A 26,021-nucleotide genomic window follows, 5' to 3' on the forward strand; every position below is an offset into this window, starting at 1 on the left:
CCGGCTGGTCAAGCAGCCGTCAGGGGATTGATCGACTTCAACGGACAGGATGGTGCGAGCATGGTGGGAGGACGCGCCCGCGTGCGCCCCCCTCGGGATCTGACCGACGATCCGGAAGCCTGGCCCAGCCTGGCCAGCGCCGATGTCGGAGCGGAGTCGGTGAGGAAGATCTCCCGCCGACTCGCCGAAACCCTCAGCGATCAAGGACTGAGCCTGCGCCAGGCAGCCGCCGGGTCCGGGGTGAACCGGCAGGCGATCGCTGACCTGCTGGCCGGTCGGTCCTGGCCGGACGTCGCCACCATCGCTCGCCTGGAGCACTTCCTGGGTGTCGCGCTCTACCCTGTGGCGAGTGGAAAGGGAACTGCTGTTCATACGTAGTCTTTCCGCGCCCCGGCCGGAAAGCGACCGGGAACGACGAATTAGGCCACGCACCCTTCGAGGTGAGCAGAATTGCTCTAACCTCGAAGGTGCGTGAGCCACGTTCAGGTGGGTCCACGTATTGGGGCGCCGATGGAGGGCCTAATCTCGTCGGCGCCCCGCCCTCTTGCCGAGAACAGCAGAAGGCCGGTTGTCTCATTCCCGTCCGGTTTCCGCGTCAGGCGACTCCCCTCAGCATCGGAGCGATCCGGTAGAGCCCGGTCTCGACCTCCAGCAGTCGGCCCTGCTGAACCAGCCGCTTGGCCGTCACCCTGACCGTCTCGAACTTCCGTCGCTCAAGCGGGCGCCCGAGTGCCTCGGTGATCTGCCGGACTCGCATCTCCCGCCCTGAGGTCGCCATCACCTGCATGACCGCCTCCGCCAGCTGGCCGCTCGCAAGCCCGCCACCTTGCTTGAGGCGACCCAGTGACGGTGCGGCAGCCTGCTGACCGCTGTCATCCCCTCGTGCGGGTTCAGGCGGTGCAGCGTCTGCGGACTCCTCAGAGGGTTGCTCGGGGTCAGGAGTCCCCGTCGAGCGGCCATCCGGCACGGCGAGCTCCGCGAGCGCGAGAGTGAGAGCCTCACGACGGGCTTCGGCAACGGCCACCTCCTGCTCAACCACAGCCAACTCCGTCGCCAACTCCTGGCGGCGCAAGTTGAGTTCGCTGGCCTTGCGGGCGTAGAAGCCCGCCGCCTCGCGCAGGCCGCGCGTTACCTGATCCTGATCGAAGTCCCCGGAGTCTGCCATCACACCCCAACCGCCCATCAGGCCAATAAAGCCACAGACATCGTAGGAAGACGCAGGCAATGATGGCAGCCAAATGCCAAATGTGCGTAACTGGTTGTCTGGCACCATGGAACGATAATTCGCACCTCGGATTGATGTTCTATATAGGAGTTGGACCAATCGGCCCCTCCTCCTATCGCGGCGTGTGAACAACAGCTGTTTCGAACCGGCTTCCTGGGTCGGTTTCGAGGGTCGCACGCTCGGCGAACGCCAAGTCCGGTCGTACTTGAGGCACAGGCCGCTGCCAAGGGCTGTCCCGCAACGCTGGCGAATCGTGATGGGTGTAGCCGTCCTGCAGCGGCTATCGTGAGTGCCATGCCTCGCCTCCGTGACTAACCAGCAGTCGCCCAGCAGCCGCCGCGGCGGCTGCTGGGCCATGCGAAGCGTCTACGCGTTCGCCATTCGTCCCTTACCGCTCCATGGGACGTCTTCGCTGTTTGGAGTCATCAGGTGCTCACTGCTCGATCTCGCGTGCCCGGACGCCTTGTGGCGCTCCTACGAACCAGCTCCGACTTCAGACGTCTGTTCTGCGCTTCTGCGTTCAGCCTGACCGGTGACTGGTTCACCTTCGTCGCGTTGAGCGGCTTCGTCTACCACCGCACTGGCTCGCCCGGATTGACCGCGCTCCTGTTCGCCGTCAACTCGCTCCCTGGCGTACTACTGATCCCACTCATCGGTCCGCTCACCGATCGCTTCGACCGTAGGCGTCTGCGGATCGCGTGCGACATCGGGGCCGTAACGCCGGTAGTCGGCCTGCTGATCGCCTTTCACCTGAGATCGGTGCCGCTTGCTCTGGTCTGCATGGCCGCTCTGTCGGTGTTCGCCGCCCTGGCGAGTCCCATTCCCGAGACCGTCCTGCCTAACATGGTCGACGCCCAGGATCTCCCGCTGGCCCAGGCCGCACTTGGCAGCGTGTACTCCGCAGGCCTCCTGGTAGGAGCCGGGCTGGGTGGTTTGGTCACTGCCACGTTGGGAAGCTCCACCACTCTGCTCATTGACGTCGTCTCGTTCGCCGTGTCAGCCCTCCTCATCGCCAGGATTCGCCGGCCCTTCTCAGCGGCTGAGCCGGGTCGACGCATGCGCGTGTGGGCGGACACCACCGAACTATGGCAGTTCGTACGGGCCACCCCTGTGGTAGCCGTGTTCCTCTGGCTGACAGCAGGACTGCGCCTTTCCTACGGCATGGTCGGCCTCCTGCCCGCCTACGCCCTCGACCGCTTCCACGTCGGAGACGCGGGAGTTGGCGTGCTGTACCTGGCCCAGGGAGTCGGCGCTGTTCTCGGCCCCTTCCTGGGCCGGCGGATCACTGGCGGTTCCACCGACCGGCGTCTGTTCGTAGCTACTGGCGCCCTGGCCGTCTTCGGTCTCGGATACCTGGCTCTGGCGCAGGTCAGCAACCTGGGGTTGGGTATGGCAGCCGCCCTGATGGGCCATCTCGGGGTGGGGGCGTGCGCGATCCTTGCCATCAACGGCCTGCAACTGGCGAGCCCTGACCACATTCGAGGGCGTGTGATGGTGCTGGCGTTCGGCCTCTCCTCCGGCTTGCAGGGAGTCTCATCACTGGCTGTCGCTCCGCTCGCAGCCACTCTCGGTATGACAGCGACCACGCGCCTGCTCGGTGTCCTCGCCGTCGCCTATGCCGCACTTTGGATCATTCCGATAGCACGTCCGCAAGAGACCCACAAGACCACAAAATCAGACAGGCGGCAGGAGGGTGCGCACGAGCGCACCGGATGAACCGTTACGCCTGTACCACCTCATGTTTCTTCAGGCGAAAGATCAGCATGCCGCAGAGCGGAGGATTTCACTCCACCGGCTTCATGTAGCTGACCAGGGCGTTTGCCCCTCCTGTTTGCTGAAGGCATTCGTCCCGTAACAGATGGATGAAAAGTGGCCCGCGGGGGCTAGCTTGCATGGTCTGCACACGCCATGCCAGGGTGCACGCTGTGGGCATTTCAGTTTCCGAGAGGAGGTAACGCAAATGGACGAGCTCCTCCAGAAGATCGCTTCTACGATCACCGACGAGGACATCGAGCAGGCCCAGGATTCCTCCGTGGCCATGCGTGAGAGCAGCCACAACGCGAAGAAGTACCGGCTGCAGATGTTCGCTGTCGACCCGGACTAATCCGGAGCGGGCTGCCGCGACTCACAGACGATAGATGAAGTCCTTAAAGGATTCCAGGCGCTGTGCAAGATTGAGCCAGACCTGGCCCCTCTGTTCGACCTGGCCGTGAATCACGTATTCGTAATGACGGAGCCTCAGAATCCGGGAAGCGGTTCATCGTTTGACGGAGTGGGGCTGATCTACGTGAATCCCCAGCCGGCATGGTCCACTCAGGACACTATCGAGTGCCTCACCCACGAATTTGCCCACACGCTCCTCTACTTGGATGCTATGCGTCACACCCACCACCCGGATTACCGGCTTCTGGACATGCCGGAAAACGAGGCTGAAACGGCGATCACGGGTCGGCGGCGTTCAATATTCTTCGCATTCCAGAGTTTCCTCATAGCGGCGGAGATACTCACAGTCCGGACCCGCCACCCAGAGATCTGCTCTGGTGTTGGGATCCACGGCTCCACGGTCGACATCCTGAAGACGGCGAAGAACACCTACGACCGCTGCATGCGGCACCCGAATTTGGACTTCCTCGCGACCTCTCGGCTGAAGGAACTTCTCGCGGACGCTCACTCGCGTATGTCCGAGATCGAGCATGCCCCGTAGCAATTCGATGTCGGTGCCGGGCGGCTTGCTGACTGTAGTGAGCTGGTCCAGGAGCGCGCAGGGGTGTCGCATGCGCACGACGGCACACGGGCCTTGGAAGGCTCGGCGAACGGCAGATGAGATCTGCATGTCCCGCGTGGCCTCGGCGAAGTCCTTCGGCGGCTTGCGCGGGTGAAGTGGCGGGAAGGCCGATGTCGATCGTGTGAGGCGCCGTCAGTCAGCTTCCAGAACGAAGAACAGGAAGCTTGGGCTGTTGGAGAGGATGCGGAAGTCGTCGGGGAACAGTTCCCGGGCGGCCGGGACGGGCTGCGGCTCGCTGATGACGGAGATCCGGAAGCCGGCTGCGGTGAAGGCGTCCGTCATCGCGTGGAGCGGCCGGTTCCAGAAGCTCATCGGGGCGGCCTGGCCGCCCATGGTCCACTCTTCGGTCCAGTTGTAGGTCGCGTAGTAGTTGGTCTTGCGCCCGGCCAGGCGGTGGATGCCGTGTATGGCGAAGGGATGGTCGACGGACACGATCAGCCGGCCGCTGGTCGTCAGCACGCGCCGCAACTCGGCCAGCGTCGACCCCCAGTCCTCCAGGTAGTGCAGTACCAGGGACGCCATGACATCGTCGAATGCACCGTCGGGGAACGGCAGCGGGTCACGAAGATCCACCACCTGCAGATCCGCCCCGTCGCCGAGCCGCCGCCGGGCCACCTCCAGCATCCCGGCGCTGGCATCGATGCCGGTCACAACGGCACCCCGGTCGCGCAGCTCGGCGAACAGGGGGCCGGAGCCGCAGCCGGCGTCGAGAACCCGGCGGCCGGCCACATCTCCGGCGAGTGCCAGGATCGCGGGCCGCTCGTAATAGGCGTTCATGATGCCGGCCTCGTTCTCGGCCGCATACACCTCGGCAAGGCTGTCGTAGTCGTTCACCCGGAACAGGGGCGCGGGCTCAACGTGATCTTCGGGCACGGTAGGCATGCAATGCATCCTGGCTTACCAGGCCAGGACGGCGCAGCCCGTCGGTTGGACCCGATTTCGGGAAACGATCATCCATCGGCCGGGAAGGGATCTACGACCTACGCCCTTCGGCGCTGGTCAGCCCTACTCGTGAACACCCCACCCAACGTCAGAGGCCCTTCCGGGATTAACCGGGAGGGCCTCTGGCCGTATGTGCGGCAGTGAAGTGCAGCGGCTGTGCAGGGTTCTGCGGCGCGTGATCCAGGTCACCCGAGGTGATTCTCCCCAGTGTCTGACGGGCCGCCTCTGGTGGCACGCGGATGCCCCGGCAGTCGCGGGGGCGGATCGCATGGACTTCGGCCGGTATCCCGGGGGCGCCCCCCCGAGCCCGGGGCGTGGCGCGGGCGGGCATCCCGTTCGACGCGGAAGGCCCTCGCGGGATCCCGGGAGGGCCGTCGGGTTCGCTTGGGGCGCCCGGTGTCCGGGCGTTGCCGGTGCCGGTGGTGCGGCTGCGTCAGTTCAGGCGGGCCAGGTAGTGGTTGTCGACCAGCCAGAGGACGTTGAGGCGGGCCGGGGAGCCGGCGACGAGGGCGGCGTCGAGCTGGTACTGGAGGCCGTAGCCGGGCTGGCCGAACCACGGGGCGATCGGGCCGGCGTGGACGGCGAAGGGCTTGAGGACGCGGTAGTCGTGGTAGTTGCAGGCGGCGGCGGGGCTGCCGTCGAGGCTCTGCGGGGGGATGGAGCGGGAGGCGTAGGGGAGGCCCTCGGGGGCGAGGAAGCCGCCGTACTCGCTGCCGTAGCGGTCGATGTCCTGACCGGGGAGCAGATGGACGGTGAACTCGACCGGGGTGCCGTCGGCGCGCAGCAGGTAGCCGTCGGACGGCGGGTAGATCCAGCCGGGGGAACCGGAGTTGGCGGTGGGGCTGTAGTAGGTGGCGAGGAACTTCTCCTCGGTCAGGCCGCCGGTGCGCCGGTAGCCGATCAGTTCGCGGCCGACCGGGCCGGTCCTGGGCAGGTCCTGCGGGCCGAGCCGGGCATCGTTGCCGTGGAAGTCGGCCGAGCACTCTCCCGCGGGGGCGGCGGAGCGGGCGGCCGTCGGGCCGGTGGCGGCCGCGGCCGGTACGGCTGGGGTGAGGAGTGCGGCGGCCGCCAGGACCGGCGCGAGGAACAGGCGAAGGCGCACATTGTCTCCGGAACGGGAGGGCGAGTCGGCACGGAGGGGAGAGCGGTCACCCTCCGTGCCCGGGTCGTCGCATAGGCAAATCGATCGGATGACGATCCGTCAATCGAACGCCCGGGTGCGGCTAAGCGGAGGATTGGATTTCGGCCAATTGCCCGGACGGCACGACGGGCCCGGAGCCGGGATGCGGCTCCGGGCCCGTCGTCAGGGCGGTCCGGGTCAGCTCTGCGGACCGGGGTGCCGGGTGAGCCGGCTGCCGCGCGGGTGGCGGGTCAGCTTGTAGCCCGCCACGCCGGCCAGGGCGGCCAGGGCGCCACCGCCGAGGGTCCAGAACCACCGGGTGTTCCAGCCGGAGAACAGGTCGGAGTACCAGTGGGTCTTCGGCTGGGCCGGTGCGGCGGCCCGGGTGGCGTCGGAGCCGTCCGCCGCCGCGGTGGGCGCGGCGGAGGCGCCGGCGGAGGGCGAACCGGCGTTGACCGGGGGTGCCAGTGGCGCCTTCAGCTCGCCGCCCTCGGGCTGGGCGTCGTCCGCCCCGCCCTTGGCGGTGATGTGCAGCTTGACCTGGGCCGCGAGGCCGAGGTCCTGCTGGTCCACGTCGCTGGTGGTGAGCCGGATGTAGTACGTACCCGGCAGCGGGTCACCGGACCAGGGCTCGGCCCAGGAGCGGATCTGCCGCAGGGTGCAGCTGACCGAGAGCGAGGTGTCCTTGGGCGTCGCCGTGGCGCCCTGCGGTCCGGCGGTGCAGGACTGGCGCCGGCGCAGCCCGTCGAAGAGTTCCACCGTCCAGGTCTGCGGTCCGTGCCGGTCCGTGCCGGGAGGCAGGGCGACGGTCACCTGCACGGTGTCGGTCTGGCCTTCGGAGGCGGGGAACGCCCAGTAGAGGTAGTCGCCGATGGAGGCCGACACGTTGGCCTCCTGGCCGGCCGCCAGGGTGGTCGCGGTCAGGAAGGAGGTGCCCGAGGTGGTGGCGGGGGCCTGGTTCCTGCCGGCCGGGCTCGCCGAGGGCGAGGCCGCCGAGGCGGCCGGGGCCAGGGCCGGCAGCAGTCCGAGCGCGAGCAGTGCTCCCGCGGCGAGGCGGTGCGGCGTGGTGGTGAGTCTGGTGCGCATCGTCAGTTCTCCTGCCAGATGGCGATCCGCCAGCGTGCCAGCCAGCCGAAGACCAGCCCGGTCAGCAGACCGGCACCGGTGAGCACCAGCAGCAACACCCAGCCGCGGCCGAGCCCGGCGGCCGGGCCGTCGGGGGCGGGGGAGGCGGCGGCCACGTCCACGGTCAGCTCCAGCGGCAGTCCGGGATCGGCGGACACACCCGGCTGCGGGGCGAAGGAGTTGCTGACGACCAGGCAGACCGTGTGGTCGGCGTTGGTGGCCGCCGAGCTGCCGGTCGTGGTGGCCTTCGCGGCGGTCGCCTGGGACGCGGACCAGCGCACACCGGTCGAGGCGACGTCGGTGCGGCCGCTGCCCGCGTCCGTGCCGCGGACCAGTTCCTGTCCCGTCGGGTCGGTGGCCTGCAGCAGCACGCCGTAGTCACGGGCGACGGCGCGGTCCATCGCTACGCTGACCGAGGCCCGCAGTTCCTGGCCCGCCTTGACCGGCACCCGGTAGACGCGGTGCTCGGAGAACTTCTCCCGGTCGCTGTAGACGCCGGGGGTCAGCAGCGGTGCGGTCTCGCACTTGTCGGTGCCGGCGGTCTTGGCGGGCGTCACCTTGTAGGTGTCGGCGTTCTGCTGGACGATCTGCTTCACCTTGCCGGTGAGCTGCTCCTGGCTGCGGACGTCGGTGTAGGTGCCGCCGGTCGCGCCCGCGATGCAGAGCAGCTGCTGGCGCGTCTTGTCGTCGTGGGCCAGACCGAGGGTGTCCACCACCAGGTGGGTGCCCTGGGCGGCGAGTTCGCGGGCCACGTCGCAGGGGTCGGGCGGGGCGCAGGTGTCCTCGCCGTCGGTGATCAGCACCACGCGGCGGGTGGTCTGGCCGCTGCCGAGGTCCTTGGCGGCCTCGCGCAGGGCGAGCCCGATCGGCGTCCAGCCGGTGGGGCGGAGGGTGGCCACGGCGGTCTTGGCCTCGACCTTGTTGGTCTTGCCGATCGGGAACAGCTGCTGGGTGTCCTTGCAGCCCATGGCCTGCTCGTTGCCGGGGTAGGTCGCGCCGAGCGTGCGGATGCCGAACTCGGTCTCGGTCGGCAGCGCGTCGATCACCTCGTCGATGGACTGCTGGGCGACCGAGATCCGGCTCTTGCCCTGGATGTCGGCGGTCCGCATCGAGCCGCTGACATCCAGGATCAGGTCGACCCGTGGGGCCTCGGAACTGGTGGGGCTGGTTGGGGTGGTCTCGTCCGCCTGCGCGGGCAGCCCGCTGAGCAGGGCCCCGGCGGATATCGCCAGCGCGGCCAGCAGGCCCAGTGGCCGCCTGACCGGCAATCGTCGTCTCATGGTCGTCACGGGCCCGATCCTATGGATCATCAGTTGGGAAAGACCAATGCTCCACGGGTGCCCGAACTGCCTTGCCGGAGAAGGAGAAACGGTGGTCCCGGGGTTCCGCGCGGGGAGAGTTCGTCAGGATCCTGTGGGCGCCTCTTACCGCCGGGTATCCGACGGTGCGTCGGGAGGAGCCGGTGCCGGGTGGTTCGGCCCCGGCCGACGCACCCCGCGGTGGATCCACAGCCTGTGGACGCATCCTGGGGTGTGCGGTGCCCCGACCGGCGCCGACCTGTGCGTTTCGGCGTGCCGGTACCCCGTGTGACCTGCCGGACTGACGCAGGCGTCCCGCCGCGCCGCTTGCTTTCTGTCCGGTTCGTCGGAGCATATGCGACGATTCGTATAAGGCGGACCTCGCCGTTCACCGTTTACGCCACTGGTGGATTCGCGGGGTACTGTCCCATCTTTGTGCGGTTGGTCCGCCCACTCTCCCCACGGAGCGGCCGCGGCACAGCCAGCTAGGACATCCGCCACCGCCTAGAAGGAACCACGCGTTGACCAGCCAGAGCCCCACCAGCGCGCGTCTGTTCAGACGGAAGCCCATCGACACCCTGATCGCCGAAGCCGGTTCGCCCGAGGGCCTGCCCGCCGGGGCCCCCGAGGAGGGCGGCCGTTCCGGGATCCACCTGCGCCGTTCGATCGGGCTGTGGCAGCTGTCCTCGATCGGCATCGGGGCGACCGTCGGAACCGGCATCTTCTTCGTGCTGAGCAGCGCGGTTCCCGAGGCCGGCCCCGCGGTGATCGTGTCCTTCGTGCTCGCGGCGGTCACGGCCGGCCTGACGGCGCTCTGCTACGCCGAGATGGCCTCCGCCATCCCGGTGTCCGGCTCCTCGTACAGCTACGCCTACGCGACGCTCGGCGAGATCGTGGCCTTCGGGGTGGGCGTCTGCCTGCTGCTGGAGTACGGGGTCTCGGCCTCCGCGATCGCGGTGAGCTGGGGCCAGTACCTGAACAAGTTCTCCGACCTGGCCTTCGGTTTCCGGATCCCCGAGTGGATGGCGCAGCCGCCCGGCGACGGCGGGTACTTCAACCTGCCCGCCGTGATCCTGGTGGCCATGGTGGTCGTGCTGCTGATCCGCGGGGTCAGTGAGTCGGCGAAGGTCAACGCGGCCATGGTCGGCATCAAGATCGTGATCCTGCTGCTCTTCATCGCGATCGGCCTGACCGGCTTCCACTCCGGCAACCTGAGCCCCTTCATGCCGCTCGGCTTCGGCGGCGTCCAGGTGGCGGCGTCCAGCATCTTCTTCTCGTTCATCGGCCTGGACGCGGTCTCCACGGCGGGTGAGGAGGTCAAGAACCCCCGCCGCACCCTGCCGCTGGCGATCATCATGTCGCTGGTGGTGGTCACCCTGCTGTACATCGGTGTGGCCATCGCAGCCCTCGGCGCCCAGTCGTGGCAGAAGTTCGACGGCCAGGAGGCCGGGCTCGCGCAGATCCTCCAGGACATCACCGGGCAGAGCTGGCCGGGCCTGATGTTCGCGCTCGGCGCGATCATCTCGATCTTCAGCGTCACCCTGGTGGTGATCTACGGCCAGACCCGCATCCTGTACTCGATGGGCCGCGACGGCATGCTGCCGAAGAAGTTCGCCGAGATCTCCCCGAAGACCGGCACCCCGGTCTGGAACACCCTGGTGGTCGGCATCGGCGTCGCCGCCCTGGCCGCCTTCGTGCCCTTGGACATCCTCACCGACCTGACCAGCCTCGGCACCCTGGTCGCCTTCTCGGTGGTCTCGATCGGCGTGATCATCCTGCGCCGCACCCAGCCGCACCTGCCGCGCGGCTTCAGGGTTCCCGGCTACCCGGTGGTCCCGCTGCTCAGCGTCGGCTTCTGCGTCTACCTGATCTACGGGCTGCACCCGCTGACCTTCCTGTTCTTCGGGGTCGCCCTCGTGCTGGCGGCCGCCGTCTACTTCGGGTACAGCGTCAGGCACTCCAAGCTCAACCGGGCCGAGACCGAGCTCAGCGCGACCGGCTGAGTGCCGGCCGGATCCGCCCGCGTGCCGGGTCGAGGGGCCGTCGGGGAAGATCTCCCCTGACGGCCCCTCGGCGTTCGCCGCGCACGCGCCGACGGCGCGTCGGTGGGCCGTCGGGGATGCTCCCGGGCGCGATCGGAGGTTGGATGCGTATCGACGGGCCGCGCGGTGCGGCGCCGGCGGGGGAGTCACGGGTGGTACGGGAGTCGGGCATGGGCACTGGGCGGCGGCGGTTTCTGGGAATGGCGGTGGGGGCCGCGGCCGGGCTGAGTGCCTGCGACGCCGCCGGTACGCCGGGTGGGGCCGCCGCCGCGAGCGCTGCGGCCGCGGGAAGGCCGGCGGGCACGCCGTCGCCGAGCCCGTCCGCGACCTCGGCCGAGAACGCCCGGCGGGGCAACGCCGACTGGGGGGTGACGAAGGCCGGTCCGGCGCGGGCGATCGAGGGGTACGCCGACCGGGTGAGCGTGCTGCCGGGTGAGCGGTTCGGTCTGTACGTGTCGACCACCGCGCCGGGGTACACCGTGTCGGCGTACCGGATGGGTTGGTACGGGGGTGCGAGGGGCCGGCTGGTGTGGCGGTCCGAGCGGTTTCCGGGCAGCAGGCAGGGCGATCCGACGGTCGACGGGCGGACCAGGACGGTCCGTACCGACTGGGCCAGGAGCGCCACGGTGGACACCGAGGGCTGGCCGGAGGGCAGTTATCTGCTCCGGCTGGACGCCGAGGACGGCTCGGGGCAGCGGTTCGTCCCGGTCACCGTGCGGTCGGCCACGACCGCGGGGAAGACGGTGATCGTCAACGCCCCGGCCACCTGGCAGGCGTACAACGAGTGGGGCGGCTACAGCCTCTACAACGGTCCGACCGGCGGTCTGGCGACCCGTTCGTTGGAGGTGACCTTCGACCGGCCGTACCTGTACGACAACGGCGCCGGGCTGTTCCTGGTGTACGAGGCGCCGCTGATCGCGCTGGCGGAGCGGCTCGGCCTGCCACTGGCGTACACCACCGGGGTGGACGTGGCGCGTGAGCCGGAGCTGCTGCACGGGGCAACCGCCGTGCTGTCGTTGGGACATGACGAGTACTGGTCGCCGGAGCAGCGGCAGCACTTCACCGCAGCCCGGGACGCCGGGACCAACGTCGCGGTCCTGGGCGCCAACTGCTGCTTCCGCCGGATCCGCTTCGAGCCCTCGGCCCTCGGTCCGGACCGCACCGTGGTCTGCTACAAGGGCGCCTGGCAGGAGGACCCCGGCTACCGGGCGGGGAAGCCCGCGACCACCGACTACCGGGAGCAGCCGGATCCCGACCCGGAGAGCTCGCTGCTCGGGGTGATCTACGACGGCTACCCGGTGGACGCCCCCTACGTGGTGACCAACCCGGGCCACTGGCTGTTCGCCGGGACGGAGGTCGGAGCGGGCGACAGCTTCGCGCACCTGGTCGGGGTCGAGTACGACCGGGTGCTCACCGGCTTTCCGACGCCCCGGCCGATCGAGATCCTGGCGCACTCGCCGGTGGTCTGCGACGGGCGGCGCAGCTTCGCGGACTCCGCGTACTACACGGTGCCCGGCGGTGCCGGGGTGTTCGCCAGCGGAACGATGCGCTGGGTGGAGTCGCTGGACGCCGACGGGCCCGGCGGCGGCCGGGCCGACCACGGGATGGACGCCAGGACCGGAGCGATGACCCGGCGGGTCACCGAGAACCTGCTGCGGGCGTTCGCCGCCGGCCCGGCCGGGCGCAACCACCCGGCCAGTGACAACGTCGAGGCCGTCTACGGGAAGAGCTCAGCGGCCGGCGAGAGCTGACGGCGCCCACCAGGCGGAGAGCCGGTCAGTCCTGGTTGCCGACGCGGAGCACCTGGGCGGCGGCCGGTCCGGCGGCCTCGGAGCCGTGGCCGCCGCCCTGGACCTCGGCGGCCACCGCGAGGTCGTCGCGGTAGGCGGTGAACCAGCTGTTGTCCGAGGACTGGCCGCCGACCTGGGCGGTGCCGGTCTTGGCGCCGGTGTCCCCGCTGATCCCGGACATCGCGGAGCGGGCGGTGCCGCTGGTGGCGGTCAGGTGCATCATCCGGCGCAGCGACTTCAGGGTGGACGCGGAGAGCTTGCGCTCGGCCGGGACCTGGTCGTAGCCGGGGATGAGGACCGGCTGGTGGAAGGTGCCGTTCTGGACGGTGGCGGCGACCGAGGCCATGGTGAGCGAGTTCATGGTGATCTGGCCCTGACCGATCAGTTGGGCGGCCTGCTCGGTCGGGCTTCCCGGCGCCGGAATCCTCGCCGGGGAGAGCTTGAGGCCGGTCTTCCAGACCGGGCCGACGCCGAAGAACTTCCGTGCGGTGTCCTGGAGTTGGCTGCCGGTGAGAGTCTTCATGCCCTGCTCGACGAAGGCGGTGTTGCAGGACTGGGCGAAGTCCTTGCTGAAGCTCCAGTCCTCGCCCGACTCGTCGTCGTCGTTCTTGAAGCTGAAGCCGTTCACCGAGTAGTGCTGCTTGCAGGGCACGGTGGCGTCGGCGGAGATGCCGTTCTCCAGCAGGGCGGCGGCGGTGATCACCTTCATGGTGGAGCCGGGGGCGCTCGTGCCGACGAAGGCCCGGTTCTGGCCGGTGGCCGGGGCGTTGGCGAAGGCCAGGATCTTTCCGGTGCTGGGCTCGACGGCCACCAGCGAGGCAGGCTTGCGGCCCCCGTCGGAGGCCTGCTGCACGGCCCTCTCGGCGGCTGCCTGGAGCTTGCCGTCGATGGTCAGCCTGGCCTTCTGCCCGTCCTTCGACTCGGTGACGGTGAAGAGCTTCTCGTCGATGCCTTGGCCCTCGCCGCTGGTGATCACCACTCCGGCGCCGGCCGCGCCGGAGTCACCGGTCGGCACCCGGCCGCCCAGTTCGCCCAGCAGCGGCTGGAGCGAGGGGTAGTCGGCGAGGGGTTCGCCGTCGCGGTCCGTCAGCCGGGCGGCGGACGAGGCGGGCAGGGGTTGGACGGAGATGCTCTTGCCCGAAGTCAGGTGCGGGTGGATCAGGGTCGGGGTCCAGTGCACGGCGCTCTTGCCGTCGCTCATCCTGACCATCCCGAGCACGCTGTCGTAGCTCCAGGCCGCCTCCGAACCCGCGAACTTCACGGTGGCCTTGAAGCCCAGCAGGACCTCTCCCGCCGGTACGGACGGCCGCGGTGACGGGAATCCGACGGCGGGGGCCGGGCCGGTGACGGTCAGTGTGATCGAGCTCGGCCTCACCTTCTCCTGGAAGGCCGCCAGCGTGGCGGTGGCGGTGTCGGGCTGGTCGGTCAGCGCGGCCGCGGTCTGGAAGTCGCCCTTCGCCCAGGCGGCCAGGAAGGCGTTCGCCGCATCCTCGGCCTGCTGCTGGCGCGGGGGCTCGGTGACCACCGTACGGACCTGCGGCTGCGCGTCCGACTGGCCGGTCTTCCCGTCCATCAGCGCACTGGCGATGTTGTACGCCCCGTAGCCGGCGACCGAGAGCATCCCGGTGCAGACGACGCCGATTCCTACCTTCACGCCCTTGTGCATGGTGCGGTTCCCCCCCCGCGGTTGAACAGTGTCCGATCCACCCTAGGCGGATGGTCCCGTCAGGCCCATGGGGCCCTGCACTCGTGACGCATTCGGTACCGGAGGCCTCGACCTCTGCGGCGGATCCGGCGTCAGATCCAGCTGGTGAACCACATCCTGGCGCGCCAGTCGCTCATCGGGATCATCTCGCCGGTGTACAGCGGCAGGAAGTACAGGAAGTTCCACATGATCGCGAGCACCAGCAGCGCCGCCGCCGTGGTGCCGATCACCCGGCGGTCGTGGGTGGCGTCCGGCGGGCCGATCAGCGCGCCGACCAGCATTGTCACGGCCAGTACCAGGAACGGGACGAAGGCGACCGCGTAGAAGAGGAAGATGGTCCGCTGCTGGTACATGAACCAGGGCAGGTAGCCCGCCGCCACGCCGCAGAGCACCGCCCCGGCCCGCCAGTCCCGCCGCAGCGCCCAGCGGTACAGGCAGTACGCCAGTGCGGCGATGCCCGCCCACCACAGCAGCGGGGTGCCGATGCCGAGCACCTCGCGGGCGCACTCGTTGGCGGTGCAGCCGGACTGGCCGTACTTCGGGGAGTCGTAGAAGTACGAGACCGGCCGGCCCAGGAACAGCCAGCTCCACGGGTTCGACTGGTAGGTGTGCGGGTCGCGCAGGTTGACGTGGAAGCTGTACATCGTCGCGTGGTAGTGCCACAGGCTGCGCAGCGCGTCCGGCACCCAGGTCATGTCGAACTGGAAGGGCGTCTTCACACCGAACACGTACTCCGGCGACAGCCCGGCGCGGTGCACCGCCCAGTCCCGGCCGTAACCGCCCTGGCCGGGGACGTCGCTGCTGAGGAACCAGCCGGTCCAGGAAGCCAGGTACACCCCGATCGAGATCAGGGTGAGCACCGGCAACGCGATCGTCGCGTCCCACAGGCCGAGCCGCAGCCAGCGCCGGGCCCCGGCCAGTCGCCGGGCGCCGATGTCCCAGCAGGCGCCGAGCAGCCAGAACGCCAGCAGCACGTACATCCCGCTCCACTTGGTGGCGCAGGTCAGGCCGATGCAGACGGCGGCCGCCAGCCGCCACGGACGCCAGCCCAGGCTCAGCCACTCGCCGCCCGGCCGGGTCTCCAGGCGCCGGGCGATCAGGGCCCGGGTGTGGTCGCGGTCCAGTAGCAGGCAGCCGAAGGCCGCCAGCATCCAGAACATGACGATCAGGTCGAGCAGCGCGGAGCGGCTCATCACGAAGTGCAGGCCGTCGACGCTCAGCAGCAGGCCCGCGACGCAGCCCAGCAGGGTCGAGCGGAACAGCCGGCGGGCGATCCGGGCCAGCATCAGGATCGAGAGCGTCCCGAGCACCGCCACCATGAACCGCCAGCCGAACGGGTGCATCCCGAACATCTGCTCCCCGATGCCGATCAGCCACTTCCCGACCGGCGGGTGCACGATGTACGCCGCGTCGGTGCGGAACGGGACGGTCGGGTGCGCGGCCACGATCTGCGCGTTGGCGTCGTCCGGCCAGCTGGTCTCGTAGCCGACGTGCCAGAGCGCGTACGCGTCCTTGGCGTAGTACGTCTCGTCGAAGATCAGGGAGTTCGGTTCGCCGAGGCCCCAGAACCGCAGCACTCCGCCGAACAGGGCCACCGCGAGCGGGCCGAGCCAGCCCGACCAGCGGCAGAGCCAGGACCAGAGCGGGGCCGGAAGGGTGATGCCGAACCCCGCCAGGAGCGGTGAGGGCGCGACCCGGTGCGGGGTCACCCCGGGGCCGTCCGGCATCGGGGGGACCAGCTGTTCGACGGGTTCGGGGCGGACCGGGGCGCGGTAGCCGTACCCGGCCAGCCGGCGCGCCCAGACCGAGCGCGGACCGGCCGCCTCGCGCGGGGCCGGGACGCCCGCCGCGGGCGGTTGGTGGTCGGGCGCGGGCAGTACGGCGAGGCCGCCCTGCTCGGGGTGGTCCACGCCCATGGGCCTCTCGGGTGCCTTCTCGCCGCTCACCCGCCACATCGTAGGGGCGGGGCATGATCAGGCAAGGGGTACTCGGCCGGTGAGGGAGCGGCGCGGGCGGCTTTCCACGGCGGTCGGCCGGGCCGGTGCCCCGGGACGGGGGCAACCCTCCGGGCCGCGGGGCCGCAGGCCGTACGGCTGCGCCGGCCCGGCCGCGCGCGCCCCCGGGTGCCGCCGTTCGCCGGGAAGGGCCGGGCCGCCGCTCTGGGAGGATGGGGGTGTGACAGGAGTACTGGTTCTCGCAGGGACGCCCATCGGTGATGTTTCGGATGCGCCGCCCAGGCTGCTGACGGAGCTGGCGACGGCGGACGTGATCGCCGCCGAGGACACCCGGCGGCTGCGGAGGCTCACCCAGGCACTGGGGGTGACCCCGGTCGGGCGGGTGGTCTCGTACTTCGAGGGCAACGAGGTGGCCCGGACGCCCGAGCTGGTGGAGGCACTGCGCGGCGGCGCGCGGGTGCTGCTGGTGACGGACGCCGGGATGCCCTCGGTCTCCGACCCGGGCTACCGGCTGGTGGACGCCGCGGTGAACGCCGAGATCAAGGTGACCGCGGTGCCGGGGCCGTCCGCGGTGCTCACCGCCCTGGCGCTGTCCGGCCTGCCGGTGGACAGGTTCACCTTCGAGGGCTTCCTGCCGCGCAAGGCAGGCGACCGCTCCCGGCAGCTGGCGGAGATCGCCGCCGAGCCGCGCACCATGGTGTTCTTCGAGGCCCCGCACCGGATCGCCGAGACCCTGGAGGCGATGGCGGCGGCCTTCGGCGAGGACCGTCCGGCCGCGGTCTGCCGCGAGCTGACCAAGACGTACGAGGAGGTCAGGCGCGGCCCACTGGGCGAGCTGGCCGAGTGGGCGGCGGACGGCGTCAAGGGCGAGATCACCGTGGTGGTCGCGGGCGCGCCGCCGGCCGCGCCGAAGGAGTACGGCCCGGCGCAGCTGGCCGAGCTGGTGGCGGCCCGCGAGGAGGCCGGGGAGCGCCGCAAGGAGGCCATCGCGGCGGTGGCGGCGGAGCTCGGGCTGCCGAAGCGGGAGGTCTTCGACGCGGTGGTGGCGGCCAAGCACGGCGCCTGACCGGCGGCGGCCGACTTCACCCGAACGCCGCAGCTCAGGATGCGGGTGCCGAGGTGTTCACCCGGTCCTACCCTGGAGGGAAGACCCGGGACACGCCCCCGAGCTACCGGTCGTAGACGGCTTTCTACAGCCCTCTCCAATTCGGCGCCAAGACTTGGCAAGCCGGGTAGCGAAAGGCATGTCCCGGGCATTCCCTGAGAGGGAAAGACCCGAGCCGGACGGACGTCCGGCGGGCGCTGGGAGACGGCTATGAGCGAGACGATCGGTAGCCCTCTGAGTGGCAGTGCAGTGCGCGACACCGCGTCGGCCGGTCTCGGCCTGACGAGCAGGCCGGCCACCCCCGTGGAGACCGTCCGGGAGGCGTACTCCTTCGCCTGCCTGAGCTGCGGTTACGGGTGGGAGCAGGCCTACGAGATCGAGCACCACGTGGCCAAGGACGGACACACGGTGTTCGAGTACCACGCGAACGGTGTCCGGGTGCCGTCGCCGCTGCGCCAGCCGACCTGCCCGGGATGTGGCGGGCACAAGGTGCGGATCATGCGGGCGGGTCGGGTCGCCACTGCCGAGCAGCCCTGGCACCACGGTCCCGGTTACGCCAGGCACGCCGAGCCGGGGGAAGCGCCGATCGACCGCCCCGTCCGGGTGCGGCGCGGGTTCCGAGCGTGGTTGCGGGGCATGTTCGGCCGCGCCGCCTGAGCGGACCCGCGCAGTGGAGGGCGGTAGCGGGAAACGCGTGGCCGAAGGGGCCACCCGCGAGTAAGTCGGTCGAGGGTGGTTCCTACGCGCGGCTAAGATTTCGGAGCATGGCGGCCACTGAAGACCACAGCACCACCGAGCGCTCCGACTCGGCGTACTACGTCACCACCCCGATCTACTACGTGAACGATCGCCCGCACCTGGGCCACGCGTACACGACCGTCGCGGGCGACGTACTCACCCGCTGGCACCGCCAGCGCGGCGAGCAGGTGTGGTACCTGACCGGTACGGACGAGCACGGTCAGAAGATCCTGCGCACGGCGGAGGCCAACGGCGTCACCCCGCAGGAGTGGTGCGACAAGCTGGTCGAGGAGGCGTGGAAGCCGCTCTGGCAGCACCTGAACATCGCCAACGACGACTTCATCCGGACCACCCAGAAGCGGCACACCGACCGCGTCCAGGAGTTCGTCCAGGACCTGTACGACAAGGGCGAGATCTACAAGGGCGGCTACTCCGGCCCGTACTGCGTGGCCTGCGAGGAGTACAAGCTCCCCGGAGAGCTGCTGCCGGGCGGGAGCGACGACGAGAAGCTCTGCGCCGTGCACAAGAGGCCGGTCGAGTGGCTGGAGGAGGAGAACTACTTCTTCCGGCTGTCCGCCTACGGCCCGAAGCTGCTGGAGTTCTACGCCCAGAACCCCGACTTCATCGCGCCCGCCTCCGCCCGCAACGAGGTGCTGCGCTTCGTCGAGCAGGATCTCAAGGACCTGTCGATCTCCCGGTCCACCTTCAACTGGGGCGTGCCGCTGCCCTGGGACGAGAAGCACGTGCTGTACGTGTGGGTGGACGCGCTGCAGAACTACATCACCGCCGCCGGTTACGGCGCGGACCAGGCGCGCTTCGAACAGCTGTGGCCGGCCTCGGTGCACCTGGTCGGCAAGGACATCCTGCGCTTCCACGCGGTGATCTGGCCCGCGATGCTGATGGCCGCCGGCCTGCCGCTGCCCAAGCGGGTCGTCGCCAACGGCTGGCTGATGGTCGGCGGCGAGAAGATGTCCAAGTCCAACCTGACCGGCATCGCGCCGACCGACCTGACCTCGCACTTCGGCGTGGACGCGTACCGCTACTACTTCCTGCGGGCGATCCCGTTCGGCACCGACGGCTCGTTCTCCTGGGAGGACTTCACCGCCCGGTACACCTCCGAGCTGGCCAACGACTTCGGCAACCTGGCCTCGCGGGTGGCCGCCATGGTCGGCAAGTACTTCGAGGGCACGCTGCCGGCGGCGACCGCCGCCGGTGCGGCCGAGCAGGCCGTCCGTGACGGGCTGGCCAAGGCCGCCGAGCTGGCCGACCGCAAGATCGGTGAGGAGCTGGACTTCGCGGGCGGCATCGCGGCGGTCTTCGACTTCATCAAGCTGGTCAACGGCTACCTGACCGAGCAGGAGCCGTGGAAGGTCGCCAAGACCGCCTCGTCCTCAGAAGCGGGGTCCGAGGAGGCTCAGGCCCGTCTGGCCACCATCCTCTACACCGCCGCCGAGGCGCTGCGGGCCACCGCGGTGCTGCTCAACCCGCTGATGCCGGTCGCCTCGCAGAAGCTGTGGGACTCGCTCGGCGCGGAGGAGTCGCTGGGCGCGCTGGGTGCGCAGACCATCGCCACCGTCGCCGACTGGGGCCGGCTGCCCGCCGGGGCCACCGTCACCAAGGGCGACATCCTGTTCCCCCGTCTCGAAGAGAAGCCCGCCGCCTGATGGCCAACGACGCCGACCGGTCGACCCCGCCGCCGCTGCCCGAGCCGTTGGCGGTGGCGGTGGCCGACTCGCACACCCACCTGGACATGCAGTCCGGCACCCCCGCCGAGGGCCTGGCCAAGGCCGCCTCGGTCGGGGTGACCACGGTCGTCCAGGTGGGCTGCGACGTGCCCGGTTCGCGCTGGGCGGCGTCCCTGGCGGAGGAGTTCGAGCAGGTGCACGCCGCGGTGGCGCTGCACCCCAACGAGGCGCCGAGGATCTTCCTCGGCGACCCCGACGGCTGGTCCGGGCAGCAGCGCCCGGCCGGCGGGATGACGGCGCTGGACGCGGCGCTCGCCGAGATAGACGCGCTGGCGGCGCTGGGGCAGGTGAAGGCCGTCGGTGAGACCGGGCTGGACTACTTCCGCACCGGGCCCGAGGGCGTGGACCTGCAGAAGGAGTCCTTCCGGCGGCACATCGAGATCGCCAAGCGGCATGGCAAGGCGCTGGTCATCCACGACCGGGACGCGCACGAGGACGTCATCGCCGTCCTGCTGGAGGAGGGCGCCCCCGAGCGCACGGTCTTCCACTGCTACTCCGGCGACGCCGCCATGGCCAGGATCTGCGCCGAGCACGGCTGGTACCTCTCCTTCGCCGGCCCGGTCACCTTCAAGGCCAACCAGCCGCTGCGGGACGCCCTGGCCGCCACCCCGCTGGACCGGGTCCTGGTCGAGACCGACGCCCCCTTCCTCACCCCGCACCCGTACCGGGGCCGCCCCAACGCGCCGTACCTGATCCCGGTCACGGTCCGCTCGATGGCGGCGACGCTCGACCTGCACGAGGACGAGCTGGCCACCGCGATCGCGGCGAACACGGCGCGGGCGTTCGGGTACTGAGGCGACTCGTACAAAAGTCGGGTTGTGGAGAAACGATTCGGCACCATTGCCGCGCTGCCATGCTCGTAGCATGAGTGCGTGAGGGAGGTGGCGATGACCGCCGAGCCTGTCGACTGGATGAACGCGCCGTCCCAGGGCTGGACGCACGAGCAGGTCAAGTACCTCGATCTGCCGTTCGAATGGGATCTGGTGGACGGAGTCATCGTGGTCCGGGGGCAGGCCAACTTCTGGCATGACCTGGTGCGTTCCGGGCTGGAACGCGGGCTGTTCGCCGCTCGTGTCGAGCCCTACGGGGTGCTCCCGGAGCGGTGCGTGTTGCTTGACGAGGACAACACGACCAAGCCGGATGTCGTGGTGTTCGATAAGACCGGCCTCGACTTCTTCGAGTTGGAGTGCCAGCCGGTTGAGTCCGTGATCCTGGCCGTCGAGGTGGTGTCACACGGCTCGCGCGCGGTCGACCGCTTTCAGAAGCCCGGGCAGTACGCCGAGAAGGGCATCCCGTACTACTGGCGGGTCGAGCGCGGCATCGACGACCTCCCGATCGTCCACGAGTTCCACCGCGACGAGGAGAAGGGCGTCTACCTCCCGGTCGCCCAGCACGAGCACGTGCTCCGCACCGAGCTGCCCTACCCCGTGGAGATCGACCTCAGGAAGGCCGTCGAACTCTGACCGCGCCGACCGCCCGTATCCTTGGCGCGTGAGCAGCACTGACCCCACCCCCTCCGACAGCCACCTCCTCGGCGCCTCCGACATCCGCGAGCTGGCGGAGGCGTTCGGCGTGAGGCCGACCAAGCAGCGCGGGCAGAACTTCGTCATCGACGGCAACACCGTGCGGCGGATCGTCCGGGCCGCCGAGGTGACGGCCGAGGACGCGGTGGTGGAGGTCGGGCCCGGGCTCGGGTCGCTGACCCTGGCGCTGCTGGAGGTCGCCAGGCACGTCACGGCGGTGGAGATCGACCCGCTGCTGGCCCAGCACCTGCCGACCACGGTCGCGGCCCGGATGCCCGAGAAGGCCGAGAACTTCAACCTGGTGCTCTCCGACGCGATGGAGGTCACCGAGCTGCCGGGGCCGGCGCCGACAGCGCTGGTCGCCAACCTCCCCTACAACGTGGCCGTCCCGGTGCTGCTGCACATGCTGGCCACCTTCCCGAGCATCGAGCGCACCCTGGTGATGGTGCAGTCCGAGGTCGCCGACCGGCTCGCCGCCAAGCCCGGCAACAAGGTGTACGGTGTGCCGTCGGTGAAGGCCAACTGGTACGCGGACGTGAAGCGCGCCGGGGCGATCGGCCGCAACGTATTCTGGCCCGCGCCGAACGTGGACTCCGGCCTGGTCTCGCTGATCCGCCGGGAGCCCCCGAAGACCGCCGCCAGCCGCGAGGAGGTCTTCGCCGTGGTGGACGCCGCCTTCGCCCAGCGCCGCAAGACCCTGCGCGCCGCGCTGGCCGGCTGGGCCGGCTCGCCGGCCGCCGCCGAGCAGGCGCTGGCCGCCGCCGGGATCGACCACAGGCTGCGCGGCGAGATGCTGACGGTGGAGCAGTTCGCGGCCATCGCCGAGCACAAGCCCGCGAAGGACTCCAAGTGACCGTCACCGTACGCGTACCCGCCAAGGTCAACGTCCAGCTGGGGGTCGGCGGCCTGCGCGCCGACGGCTTCCACGACCTGGCCAACGTCTTCTTCGCCGTCGCCCTGGGCGACGAGGTGACGGCCGAGCCCGGCGAGGGCGTGACGCTCACCTGCACCGGCCCCGACGCCGCGAGCGTCCCGCTGGACGACAGCAACCTCGCCGCCCGGGCGGCCCGGCTGCTGGCCGCCCGCCACGGTGTCACACCGAACGTCCGGCTGCACATCGCCAAGGCCATCCCGGTCGCGGGCGGCATGGCGGGCGGCAGCGCGGACGGCGCCGCCGCACTGGTGGCCTGCGACGCGCTGTGGGGTCTGGACACCCCGTTCGAGACGCTGCTGGACCTGGCGGCGGAGCTCGGCTCGGACGTCCCGTTCGCGCTGGTCGGCGGGGTCGCGCTGGGACGCGGACGAGGCGAGATCCTGGAGCCGCTGCCGGCCTTTGGCACCTTCCACTGGGTCTTCGCGGTCGCCGACGGCGGTCTCTCCACCCCGGCCGTCTTCCGCGAGTGCGACCGGCTGCGCGAGGAGGCGGGCACCGGCTCGTCGGAGGCCGACGTCCCCACCCCGGACGCCGACCCGGCGCTGCTCGCGGCACTCGCCGACGGCGACCCGGTGGCACTGGCCGCCGCGCTCACCAACGACCTGCAGGCCCCGGCGATCTCGCTGCGTCCCGCGCTGGCGGACACCCTACGGGCCGGCACCGAGGCCGGCGCGATCGGCGCCCTGGTCTCCGGCTCCGGACCGACCTGCGCATTCCTGGCGAAGGACGCGGAGGCTGCGGCTGCCATCGCCAAGTCCCTCGAGGAGTCCGGGACCTGCCGGGCCGCCCACGCGACGTACGGTCCGGTGCCGGGCGCCCGGGTCAGCTGACGCAGGGGTTCGCCGGGGAGCCGGCCCGTAGACAGCTCAGGACTGCTCGGGGCGGGGCGACCTGCTGATCCTGGCGGTGCCCGCTGCGAGGTCGATGCCGGTGCGCTTCGGGGCGCCGTCGTGCTCGTCGTCGCGCAGTACCAGGGCGATCCGTCGTTCCTCCAGCTGGACCCGCTTGCCCGGGTAGAGCAGGGCGTGCAGCTCCTCGGTGGCGGTCGCCCCGGCGCCGCGCGTCCCGGGACCGGCGTGCGCCGGCAGCCGGCCGGGGAGCAGTCCGTGGCGCTGGGCGCGGGCGACGGCCGTCTTCAGGGCGGCGGCCAGGAAGAGCGGCACCACGATCAGCAGGACCGCGAACGGACCGGTCAGTAAGCGCACCATGAGGGGGGAAAGCCCGCGCGCGGACGGTTGTTCCGTGCGGCTTCCCGACCGCGGCGCCACTTCGACCCCGGCCGCGCCGAGGCTGTCAGGAAGCCCCGGTACGCTCCCGCCGAGACATGGGAGGTACGGGGGATGGAACAGCAGGCCGCAGGTGCGGAGGACGGTGCCGGGGCGGAGCGGGACCCGGGGCCCAGCTGGGCGCTGACGGCGGTCGGCACGCTGTTCGCGGTGGGGGTGCTGGCGCTGGCCGGCTGGCTGGTGCGCTTCCCGGCGGACGAGTTCCGCTACACGTCCGAGATGGCCGGCACACCCGGCACCTTCACGGCCGCGCACTGCCACAACGAGGGCGGGGGGAAGACCCGCACCCGCCGGTGCGAGGGCCCCTTCGTCCCGCACGACGGTTCGCCCACCGATCCGGCCGCGCACATCACCAACGCCAGGGTGGACGTCGGCAAGCCCGCCGAGCTGCGCCGCACGGACGGCGGCGGCTACGTCCAGCCCGGGGTGCTGAACGCGGGGATGGACCTGGCGGGGGTCTTCGGCGTCCTCTGCGGGGCCGCGTTCCTGCTGATGTTCCCGGCCGCCGGGCCGCGGAGGGTCAAGGTCGAGACGGGCGTTCCGCTGCGGGCCAACCCGCAGCCCTGGGGGGCGCTGATACCGCTGCTCCTCGGCCTGTTCGTGTTCTTCGGGACGGCGGCGGTGCTGACCCTCCTCGGGGCGCTGGTGCTGAGTGTGATCGGGGCGATCTTCTTCTAGTCCACCCGGGGGACGGCGACCACTAGGCTGGTACGTCGGAGAACACTCCCGACCCCTCCCAGGAGCGCAGCAGCAGTGGCCGTCAACCTCGCCACCATCGAGTCCGTCACCAAGGTCTACGGCACGCGGGCCCTGCTCGACGGCGTGAGCCTCGGCGTCAGCGAGGGGGACCGGATCGGCGTCGTCGGCCGCAACGGCGACGGCAAGACCACCCTGATCCGGATGCTCGCCAAGCTGGAGGAGCCGGACAGCGGCCGGATCACCTGGTCCGGCGGGCTGCAGCTGGCGGTGCTCACCCAGCACGACTCGCTCGACCCGAAGGCCACCATCCGGCACGAGGTGATCGCGGACCGCGCCGACCACGAGTGGCTCGGCGACAGCCGGATCCGCGACATCATCCAGGGCCTGTTCGGCGGCCTCGACCTGCCCGGGTTCAAGGACGGCCTGGACACCGTGATCGGCCCGCTCTCCGGTGGCGAGCGCCGCCGGATCGCGCTGGCCAAGCTGCTGCTCGGCGAGCCGGATCTGATCGTGCTGGACGAGCCCACCAACCACCTGGACGTCGAGGGCATCGCCTGGCTCGCCCAGCACCTGCAGAAGCGCCGCTCCGCGCTGGTCTGCGTGACCCACGACCGCTGGTTCCTGGACCAGGTCTGCACCCGGATGTGGGACGTCCAGCGCGGTGGGGTCCGCGAGTACGAGGGCGGCTACTCCGACTACGTGTTCGCCCGCGCCGAGCGCGCCAGGATCGAGGCCACCGAGGAGCAGAAGCGGCAGAACCTGGCCCGCAAGGAGCTGGCCTGGCTGCGCCGCGGCGCCCCCGCCCGGACCTCCAAGCCGCGCTACCGGATCGAGGCCGCCAACGCGCTGATCGCCGACGTGCCGGAGCCGCGCGACAAGAGCGAGCTGATGAAGTTCGCCAACGCCCGGCTGGGCCGTACCGTCTTCGACCTCGAGGACATCACCGTCAAGGCCGGCGAGAAGCTGCTGCTGGAGCGGCTCACCTGGCAGCTCGGCCCCGGCGACCGGATCGGCCTGCTCGGCGTCAACGGCGCCGGCAAGACCTCGCTGCTGCGGGCCATGCAGGCCGCCTACGCCACCGACGGCGACGTGCAGCCGTCGGGCGGCGTGATCAAGGTCGGCAAGACCGTACGGCTGGCGTACCTCTCGCAGGAGGTGCACGAGCTGGACCCGGCCACCCGGGTGCTGCAGGCCGTGGAGCAGGTGCGCGGCCGGGTCGACCTCGGCAAGGGCCGGGAGATGAGCGCCGGTCAGCTGTGCGAGCAGTTCGGCTTCGGCAAGGACAAGCAGTGGACGCCGGTCGGGGACCTGTCCGGTGGCGAGCGCCGGCGGCTGCAGCTGCTGCGACTGCTGATGGACGAGCCGAACGTGCTGTTCCTGGACGAGCCGACGAACGACCTGGACATCGAGACCCTGAACCAGCTGGAGGACGTGCTGGACGGGTGGCCCGGGTCGATGGTGGTGATCAGCCACGACCGGTTCTTCATCGAGCGGACCACGGACACCGTGTACGCGCTGCTCGGGGACCGGCGGATGCGGATGCTGCCGGGCGGGGTGGACGAGTACCTGGACCGGCGGGCGAAGCTGGCTGAGGCGGCGTCGGCGACGGCGGCGGTCGCCGCCGCGCCGGTGGCGGCTCCGGTGGCGGAGAAGTCCGCCGCGGACGTGCGGGTGGCCAAGAAGGAGATGCAGAAGCTGGAGCGGCAGATCGCCAAGCTGGACCAGCAGGAGTCCAAGCTGCACACCCAACTCGCGGAGCACGCCGCCGACTTCTCCAAGGTCGCGGAGCTGGACGCCCAGCTGCGCAAGGTCCGGGAGGAGAAGGAGGAGCTGGAGATGGCCTGGCTGGAGCTCGCCGAGCAGGTCTGACCGGACCGTGCCGTCGGCGGCCCGGGCCGGCCGGGTTCGATCCGGTCGGCCGGTCGTCAGGGTCCGGGAGGTCCGTGACGCCCGACTCCGCTGCCGTCGTCGCCGCCGGGGTGCCGGCCGTCCACGAGGACGGCT

The 26,021-nt window shown here is 70.5% G+C and carries 23 protein-coding genes; 15 read left to right on the plus strand and 8 right to left on the minus strand.

The window, feature by feature from the left end:
- The first annotated feature begins 27 nt into the window (after nt 1-27).
- Nucleotides 28-378: a helix-turn-helix domain-containing protein gene (locus ACZ5ON_RS15220; RefSeq protein WP_465591384.1), complete on the plus strand. Its 351-nt coding sequence runs from the start codon at nt 28-30 to the stop codon at nt 376-378.
- A gap of 217 nt (nt 379-595) precedes the next feature.
- On the opposite strand, the gene ACZ5ON_RS15225 is transcribed toward ACZ5ON_RS15220, so the two are convergent.
- The gene (locus tag ACZ5ON_RS15225; RefSeq protein WP_465591387.1) at nt 596-1,273 is read right to left on the minus strand and encodes a hypothetical protein; all 678 of its coding nucleotides are present in this window, start codon (nt 1,271-1,273) and stop codon (nt 596-598) included.
- Nucleotides 1,274-1,690: 417 nt separating this feature from the next.
- Between ACZ5ON_RS15225 and ACZ5ON_RS15230 the strand changes: the two genes are divergently transcribed.
- The 3 genes from ACZ5ON_RS15230 to ACZ5ON_RS15240 all read left to right on the plus strand — a co-directional run bounded on the left by ACZ5ON_RS15230 (nt 1,691) and on the right by ACZ5ON_RS15240 (nt 3,929).
- On the plus strand, nt 1,691-2,941 hold the full coding sequence (locus tag ACZ5ON_RS15230; protein WP_465591390.1) for an MFS transporter: 1,251 nt from the start codon (nt 1,691-1,693) through the stop codon (nt 2,939-2,941).
- A gap of 244 nt (nt 2,942-3,185) precedes the next feature.
- A complete protein-coding gene (locus ACZ5ON_RS15235) occupies nt 3,186-3,329 on the plus strand; it encodes a hypothetical protein (protein ID WP_280703263.1) in 144 nt (47 codons plus the stop codon).
- A gap of 123 nt (nt 3,330-3,452) precedes the next feature.
- The gene (locus tag ACZ5ON_RS15240; protein WP_465591394.1) at nt 3,453-3,929 is read left to right on the plus strand and encodes a hypothetical protein; all 477 of its coding nucleotides are present in this window, start codon (nt 3,453-3,455) and stop codon (nt 3,927-3,929) included.
- Nucleotides 3,930-4,142: 213 nt separating this feature from the next.
- Here the strand turns inward: ACZ5ON_RS15240 and ACZ5ON_RS15245 are convergent, their stop codons facing one another.
- From ACZ5ON_RS15245 to ACZ5ON_RS15260, 4 genes are all read right to left on the minus strand, one after another.
- Nucleotides 4,143-4,901 carry a class I SAM-dependent methyltransferase gene (locus ACZ5ON_RS15245; RefSeq protein WP_465591397.1) on the minus strand — a complete coding sequence of 253 codons (759 nt, stop codon included), beginning with the start codon at nt 4,899-4,901 and terminating at the stop codon, nt 4,143-4,145.
- Nucleotides 4,902-5,385: 484 nt separating this feature from the next.
- A complete protein-coding gene (locus tag ACZ5ON_RS15250; RefSeq protein ID WP_465591400.1) occupies nt 5,386-6,054 on the minus strand; it encodes a TNT domain-containing protein in 669 nt (222 codons plus the stop codon).
- Nucleotides 6,055-6,270: 216 nt separating this feature from the next.
- A complete protein-coding gene (locus ACZ5ON_RS15255) occupies nt 6,271-7,158 on the minus strand; it encodes a peptidase (protein WP_465591403.1) in 888 nt (295 codons plus the stop codon).
- A 2-nt stretch (nt 7,159-7,160) separates the two neighbouring features.
- The gene (locus ACZ5ON_RS15260) at nt 7,161-8,477 is read right to left on the minus strand and encodes a VWA domain-containing protein (protein WP_465591794.1); all 1,317 of its coding nucleotides are present in this window, start codon (nt 8,475-8,477) and stop codon (nt 7,161-7,163) included.
- Nucleotides 8,478-9,016: 539 nt separating this feature from the next.
- Between ACZ5ON_RS15260 and ACZ5ON_RS15265 the strand changes: the two genes are divergently transcribed.
- Together ACZ5ON_RS15265 and ACZ5ON_RS15270 are read left to right on the plus strand one after the other, a co-directional pair.
- Nucleotides 9,017-10,498 carry an amino acid permease gene (locus ACZ5ON_RS15265; RefSeq protein ID WP_465591406.1) on the plus strand — a complete coding sequence of 494 codons (1,482 nt, stop codon included), beginning with the start codon at nt 9,017-9,019 and terminating at the stop codon, nt 10,496-10,498.
- Between the two features lie 239 nt (nt 10,499-10,737).
- On the plus strand, nt 10,738-12,288 hold the full coding sequence (locus ACZ5ON_RS15270; protein ID WP_465591408.1) for a N,N-dimethylformamidase beta subunit family domain-containing protein: 1,551 nt from the start codon (nt 10,738-10,740) through the stop codon (nt 12,286-12,288).
- A 25-nt stretch (nt 12,289-12,313) separates the two neighbouring features.
- Here ACZ5ON_RS15270 and ACZ5ON_RS15275 read toward each other — a convergent pair whose 3' ends face one another.
- Entirely contained in the window at nt 12,314-13,981 is a 1,668-nt protein-coding gene (locus tag ACZ5ON_RS15275; protein ID WP_465591411.1) for a penicillin-binding transpeptidase domain-containing protein, read from the minus strand.
- A gap of 143 nt (nt 13,982-14,124) precedes the next feature.
- Nucleotides 14,125-15,948, minus strand: coding sequence for a dolichyl-phosphate-mannose--protein mannosyltransferase (locus ACZ5ON_RS15280; protein ID WP_465591798.1), 1,824 nt, complete (start codon nt 15,946-15,948; stop codon nt 14,125-14,127).
- A 259-nt stretch (nt 15,949-16,207) separates the two neighbouring features.
- Between ACZ5ON_RS15280 and rsmI the strand changes: the two genes are divergently transcribed.
- The 7 genes from rsmI to ACZ5ON_RS15315 all read left to right on the plus strand — a co-directional run bounded on the left by rsmI (nt 16,208) and on the right by ACZ5ON_RS15315 (nt 22,862).
- Nucleotides 16,208-17,053, plus strand: a complete 846-nt coding sequence (rsmI, locus tag ACZ5ON_RS15285) for a 16S rRNA (cytidine(1402)-2'-O)-methyltransferase (RefSeq protein WP_344640186.1) — start codon at nt 16,208-16,210, stop codon at nt 17,051-17,053.
- Nucleotides 17,054-17,302: 249 nt separating this feature from the next.
- On the plus strand, nt 17,303-17,749 hold the full coding sequence (locus tag ACZ5ON_RS15290; RefSeq protein ID WP_465591418.1) for a hypothetical protein: 447 nt from the start codon (nt 17,303-17,305) through the stop codon (nt 17,747-17,749).
- Between the two features lie 107 nt (nt 17,750-17,856).
- Nucleotides 17,857-19,494, plus strand: coding sequence for a methionine--tRNA ligase (metG, locus tag ACZ5ON_RS15295; RefSeq protein ID WP_465591421.1), 1,638 nt, complete (start codon nt 17,857-17,859; stop codon nt 19,492-19,494).
- Nucleotides 19,494-20,369: a TatD family hydrolase gene (locus ACZ5ON_RS15300; protein WP_465591424.1), complete on the plus strand. Its 876-nt coding sequence runs from the start codon at nt 19,494-19,496 to the stop codon at nt 20,367-20,369. The genes metG and ACZ5ON_RS15300 overlap by 1 nt, the downstream gene beginning before the upstream one ends.
- A gap of 93 nt (nt 20,370-20,462) precedes the next feature.
- Entirely contained in the window at nt 20,463-21,038 is a 576-nt protein-coding gene (locus ACZ5ON_RS15305; RefSeq protein WP_465591427.1) for a Uma2 family endonuclease, read from the plus strand.
- A 28-nt stretch (nt 21,039-21,066) separates the two neighbouring features.
- On the plus strand, nt 21,067-21,951 hold the full coding sequence (gene rsmA / locus ACZ5ON_RS15310; RefSeq protein ID WP_465591430.1) for a 16S rRNA (adenine(1518)-N(6)/adenine(1519)-N(6))-dimethyltransferase RsmA: 885 nt from the start codon (nt 21,067-21,069) through the stop codon (nt 21,949-21,951).
- A complete protein-coding gene (locus tag ACZ5ON_RS15315; protein ID WP_465591433.1) occupies nt 21,948-22,862 on the plus strand; it encodes a 4-(cytidine 5'-diphospho)-2-C-methyl-D-erythritol kinase in 915 nt (304 codons plus the stop codon). The genes rsmA and ACZ5ON_RS15315 overlap by 4 nt, the downstream gene beginning before the upstream one ends.
- A gap of 36 nt (nt 22,863-22,898) precedes the next feature.
- Here ACZ5ON_RS15315 and ACZ5ON_RS15320 read toward each other — a convergent pair whose 3' ends face one another.
- Nucleotides 22,899-23,240 (minus strand): DUF6191 domain-containing protein, encoded by a 342-nt coding sequence (locus ACZ5ON_RS15320; protein ID WP_465591436.1) that lies wholly within the window; start codon nt 23,238-23,240, stop codon nt 22,899-22,901.
- A 132-nt stretch (nt 23,241-23,372) separates the two neighbouring features.
- Here ACZ5ON_RS15320 and ACZ5ON_RS15325 point away from each other — a divergent pair, with 132 nt between their 5' ends.
- Both ACZ5ON_RS15325 and ACZ5ON_RS15330 read left to right on the plus strand, forming a co-directional pair.
- Nucleotides 23,373-23,996, plus strand: coding sequence for a hypothetical protein (locus tag ACZ5ON_RS15325; RefSeq protein WP_465591439.1), 624 nt, complete (start codon nt 23,373-23,375; stop codon nt 23,994-23,996).
- A 75-nt stretch (nt 23,997-24,071) separates the two neighbouring features.
- Entirely contained in the window at nt 24,072-25,886 is a 1,815-nt protein-coding gene (locus ACZ5ON_RS15330; protein ID WP_465591442.1) for an ABC-F family ATP-binding cassette domain-containing protein, read from the plus strand.
- The last annotated feature ends 135 nt before the right edge of the window (nt 25,887-26,021 follow it).

The organism is Kitasatospora sp. NPDC032150, assembly GCF_055579945.1.

Bases quoted from the DNA above. Each gene is read 5' to 3' on its own strand.
- ACZ5ON_RS15255 (WP_465591403.1), bottom strand. From the start codon at position 7,158: ATGCGCACCAGACTCACCACCACGCCGCACCGCCTCGCCGCGGGAGCA.
- ACZ5ON_RS15325 (WP_465591439.1), top strand. From the start codon at position 23,373: ATGGAACAGCAGGCCGCAGGTGCGGAGGACGGTGCCGGGGCGGAGCGG.
- ACZ5ON_RS15300 (WP_465591424.1), top strand. From the start codon at position 19,494: ATGGCCAACGACGCCGACCGGTCGACCCCGCCGCCGCTGCCCGAGCCG.
- ACZ5ON_RS15280 (WP_465591798.1), bottom strand. From the start codon at position 15,948: ATGGGCGTGGACCACCCCGAGCAGGGCGGCCTCGCCGTACTGCCCGCG.
- ACZ5ON_RS15235 (WP_280703263.1), top strand. From the start codon at position 3,186: ATGGACGAGCTCCTCCAGAAGATCGCTTCTACGATCACCGACGAGGAC.
- ACZ5ON_RS15320 (WP_465591436.1), bottom strand. From the start codon at position 23,240: ATGGTGCGCTTACTGACCGGTCCGTTCGCGGTCCTGCTGATCGTGGTG.
- ACZ5ON_RS15305 (WP_465591427.1), top strand. From the start codon at position 20,463: ATGACCGCCGAGCCTGTCGACTGGATGAACGCGCCGTCCCAGGGCTGG.
- metG (WP_465591421.1), top strand. From the start codon at position 17,857: ATGGCGGCCACTGAAGACCACAGCACCACCGAGCGCTCCGACTCGGCG.
- ACZ5ON_RS15260 (WP_465591794.1), bottom strand. From the start codon at position 8,477: ATGAGACGACGATTGCCGGTCAGGCGGCCACTGGGCCTGCTGGCCGCG.
- ACZ5ON_RS15245 (WP_465591397.1), bottom strand. From the start codon at position 4,901: ATGCATTGCATGCCTACCGTGCCCGAAGATCACGTTGAGCCCGCGCCC.
- ACZ5ON_RS15290 (WP_465591418.1), top strand. From the start codon at position 17,303: ATGAGCGAGACGATCGGTAGCCCTCTGAGTGGCAGTGCAGTGCGCGAC.
- ACZ5ON_RS15270 (WP_465591408.1), top strand. From the start codon at position 10,738: ATGGCGGTGGGGGCCGCGGCCGGGCTGAGTGCCTGCGACGCCGCCGGT.
- ACZ5ON_RS15225 (WP_465591387.1), bottom strand. From the start codon at position 1,273: ATGGTGCCAGACAACCAGTTACGCACATTTGGCATTTGGCTGCCATCA.
- ACZ5ON_RS15240 (WP_465591394.1), top strand. From the start codon at position 3,453: ATGACGGAGCCTCAGAATCCGGGAAGCGGTTCATCGTTTGACGGAGTG.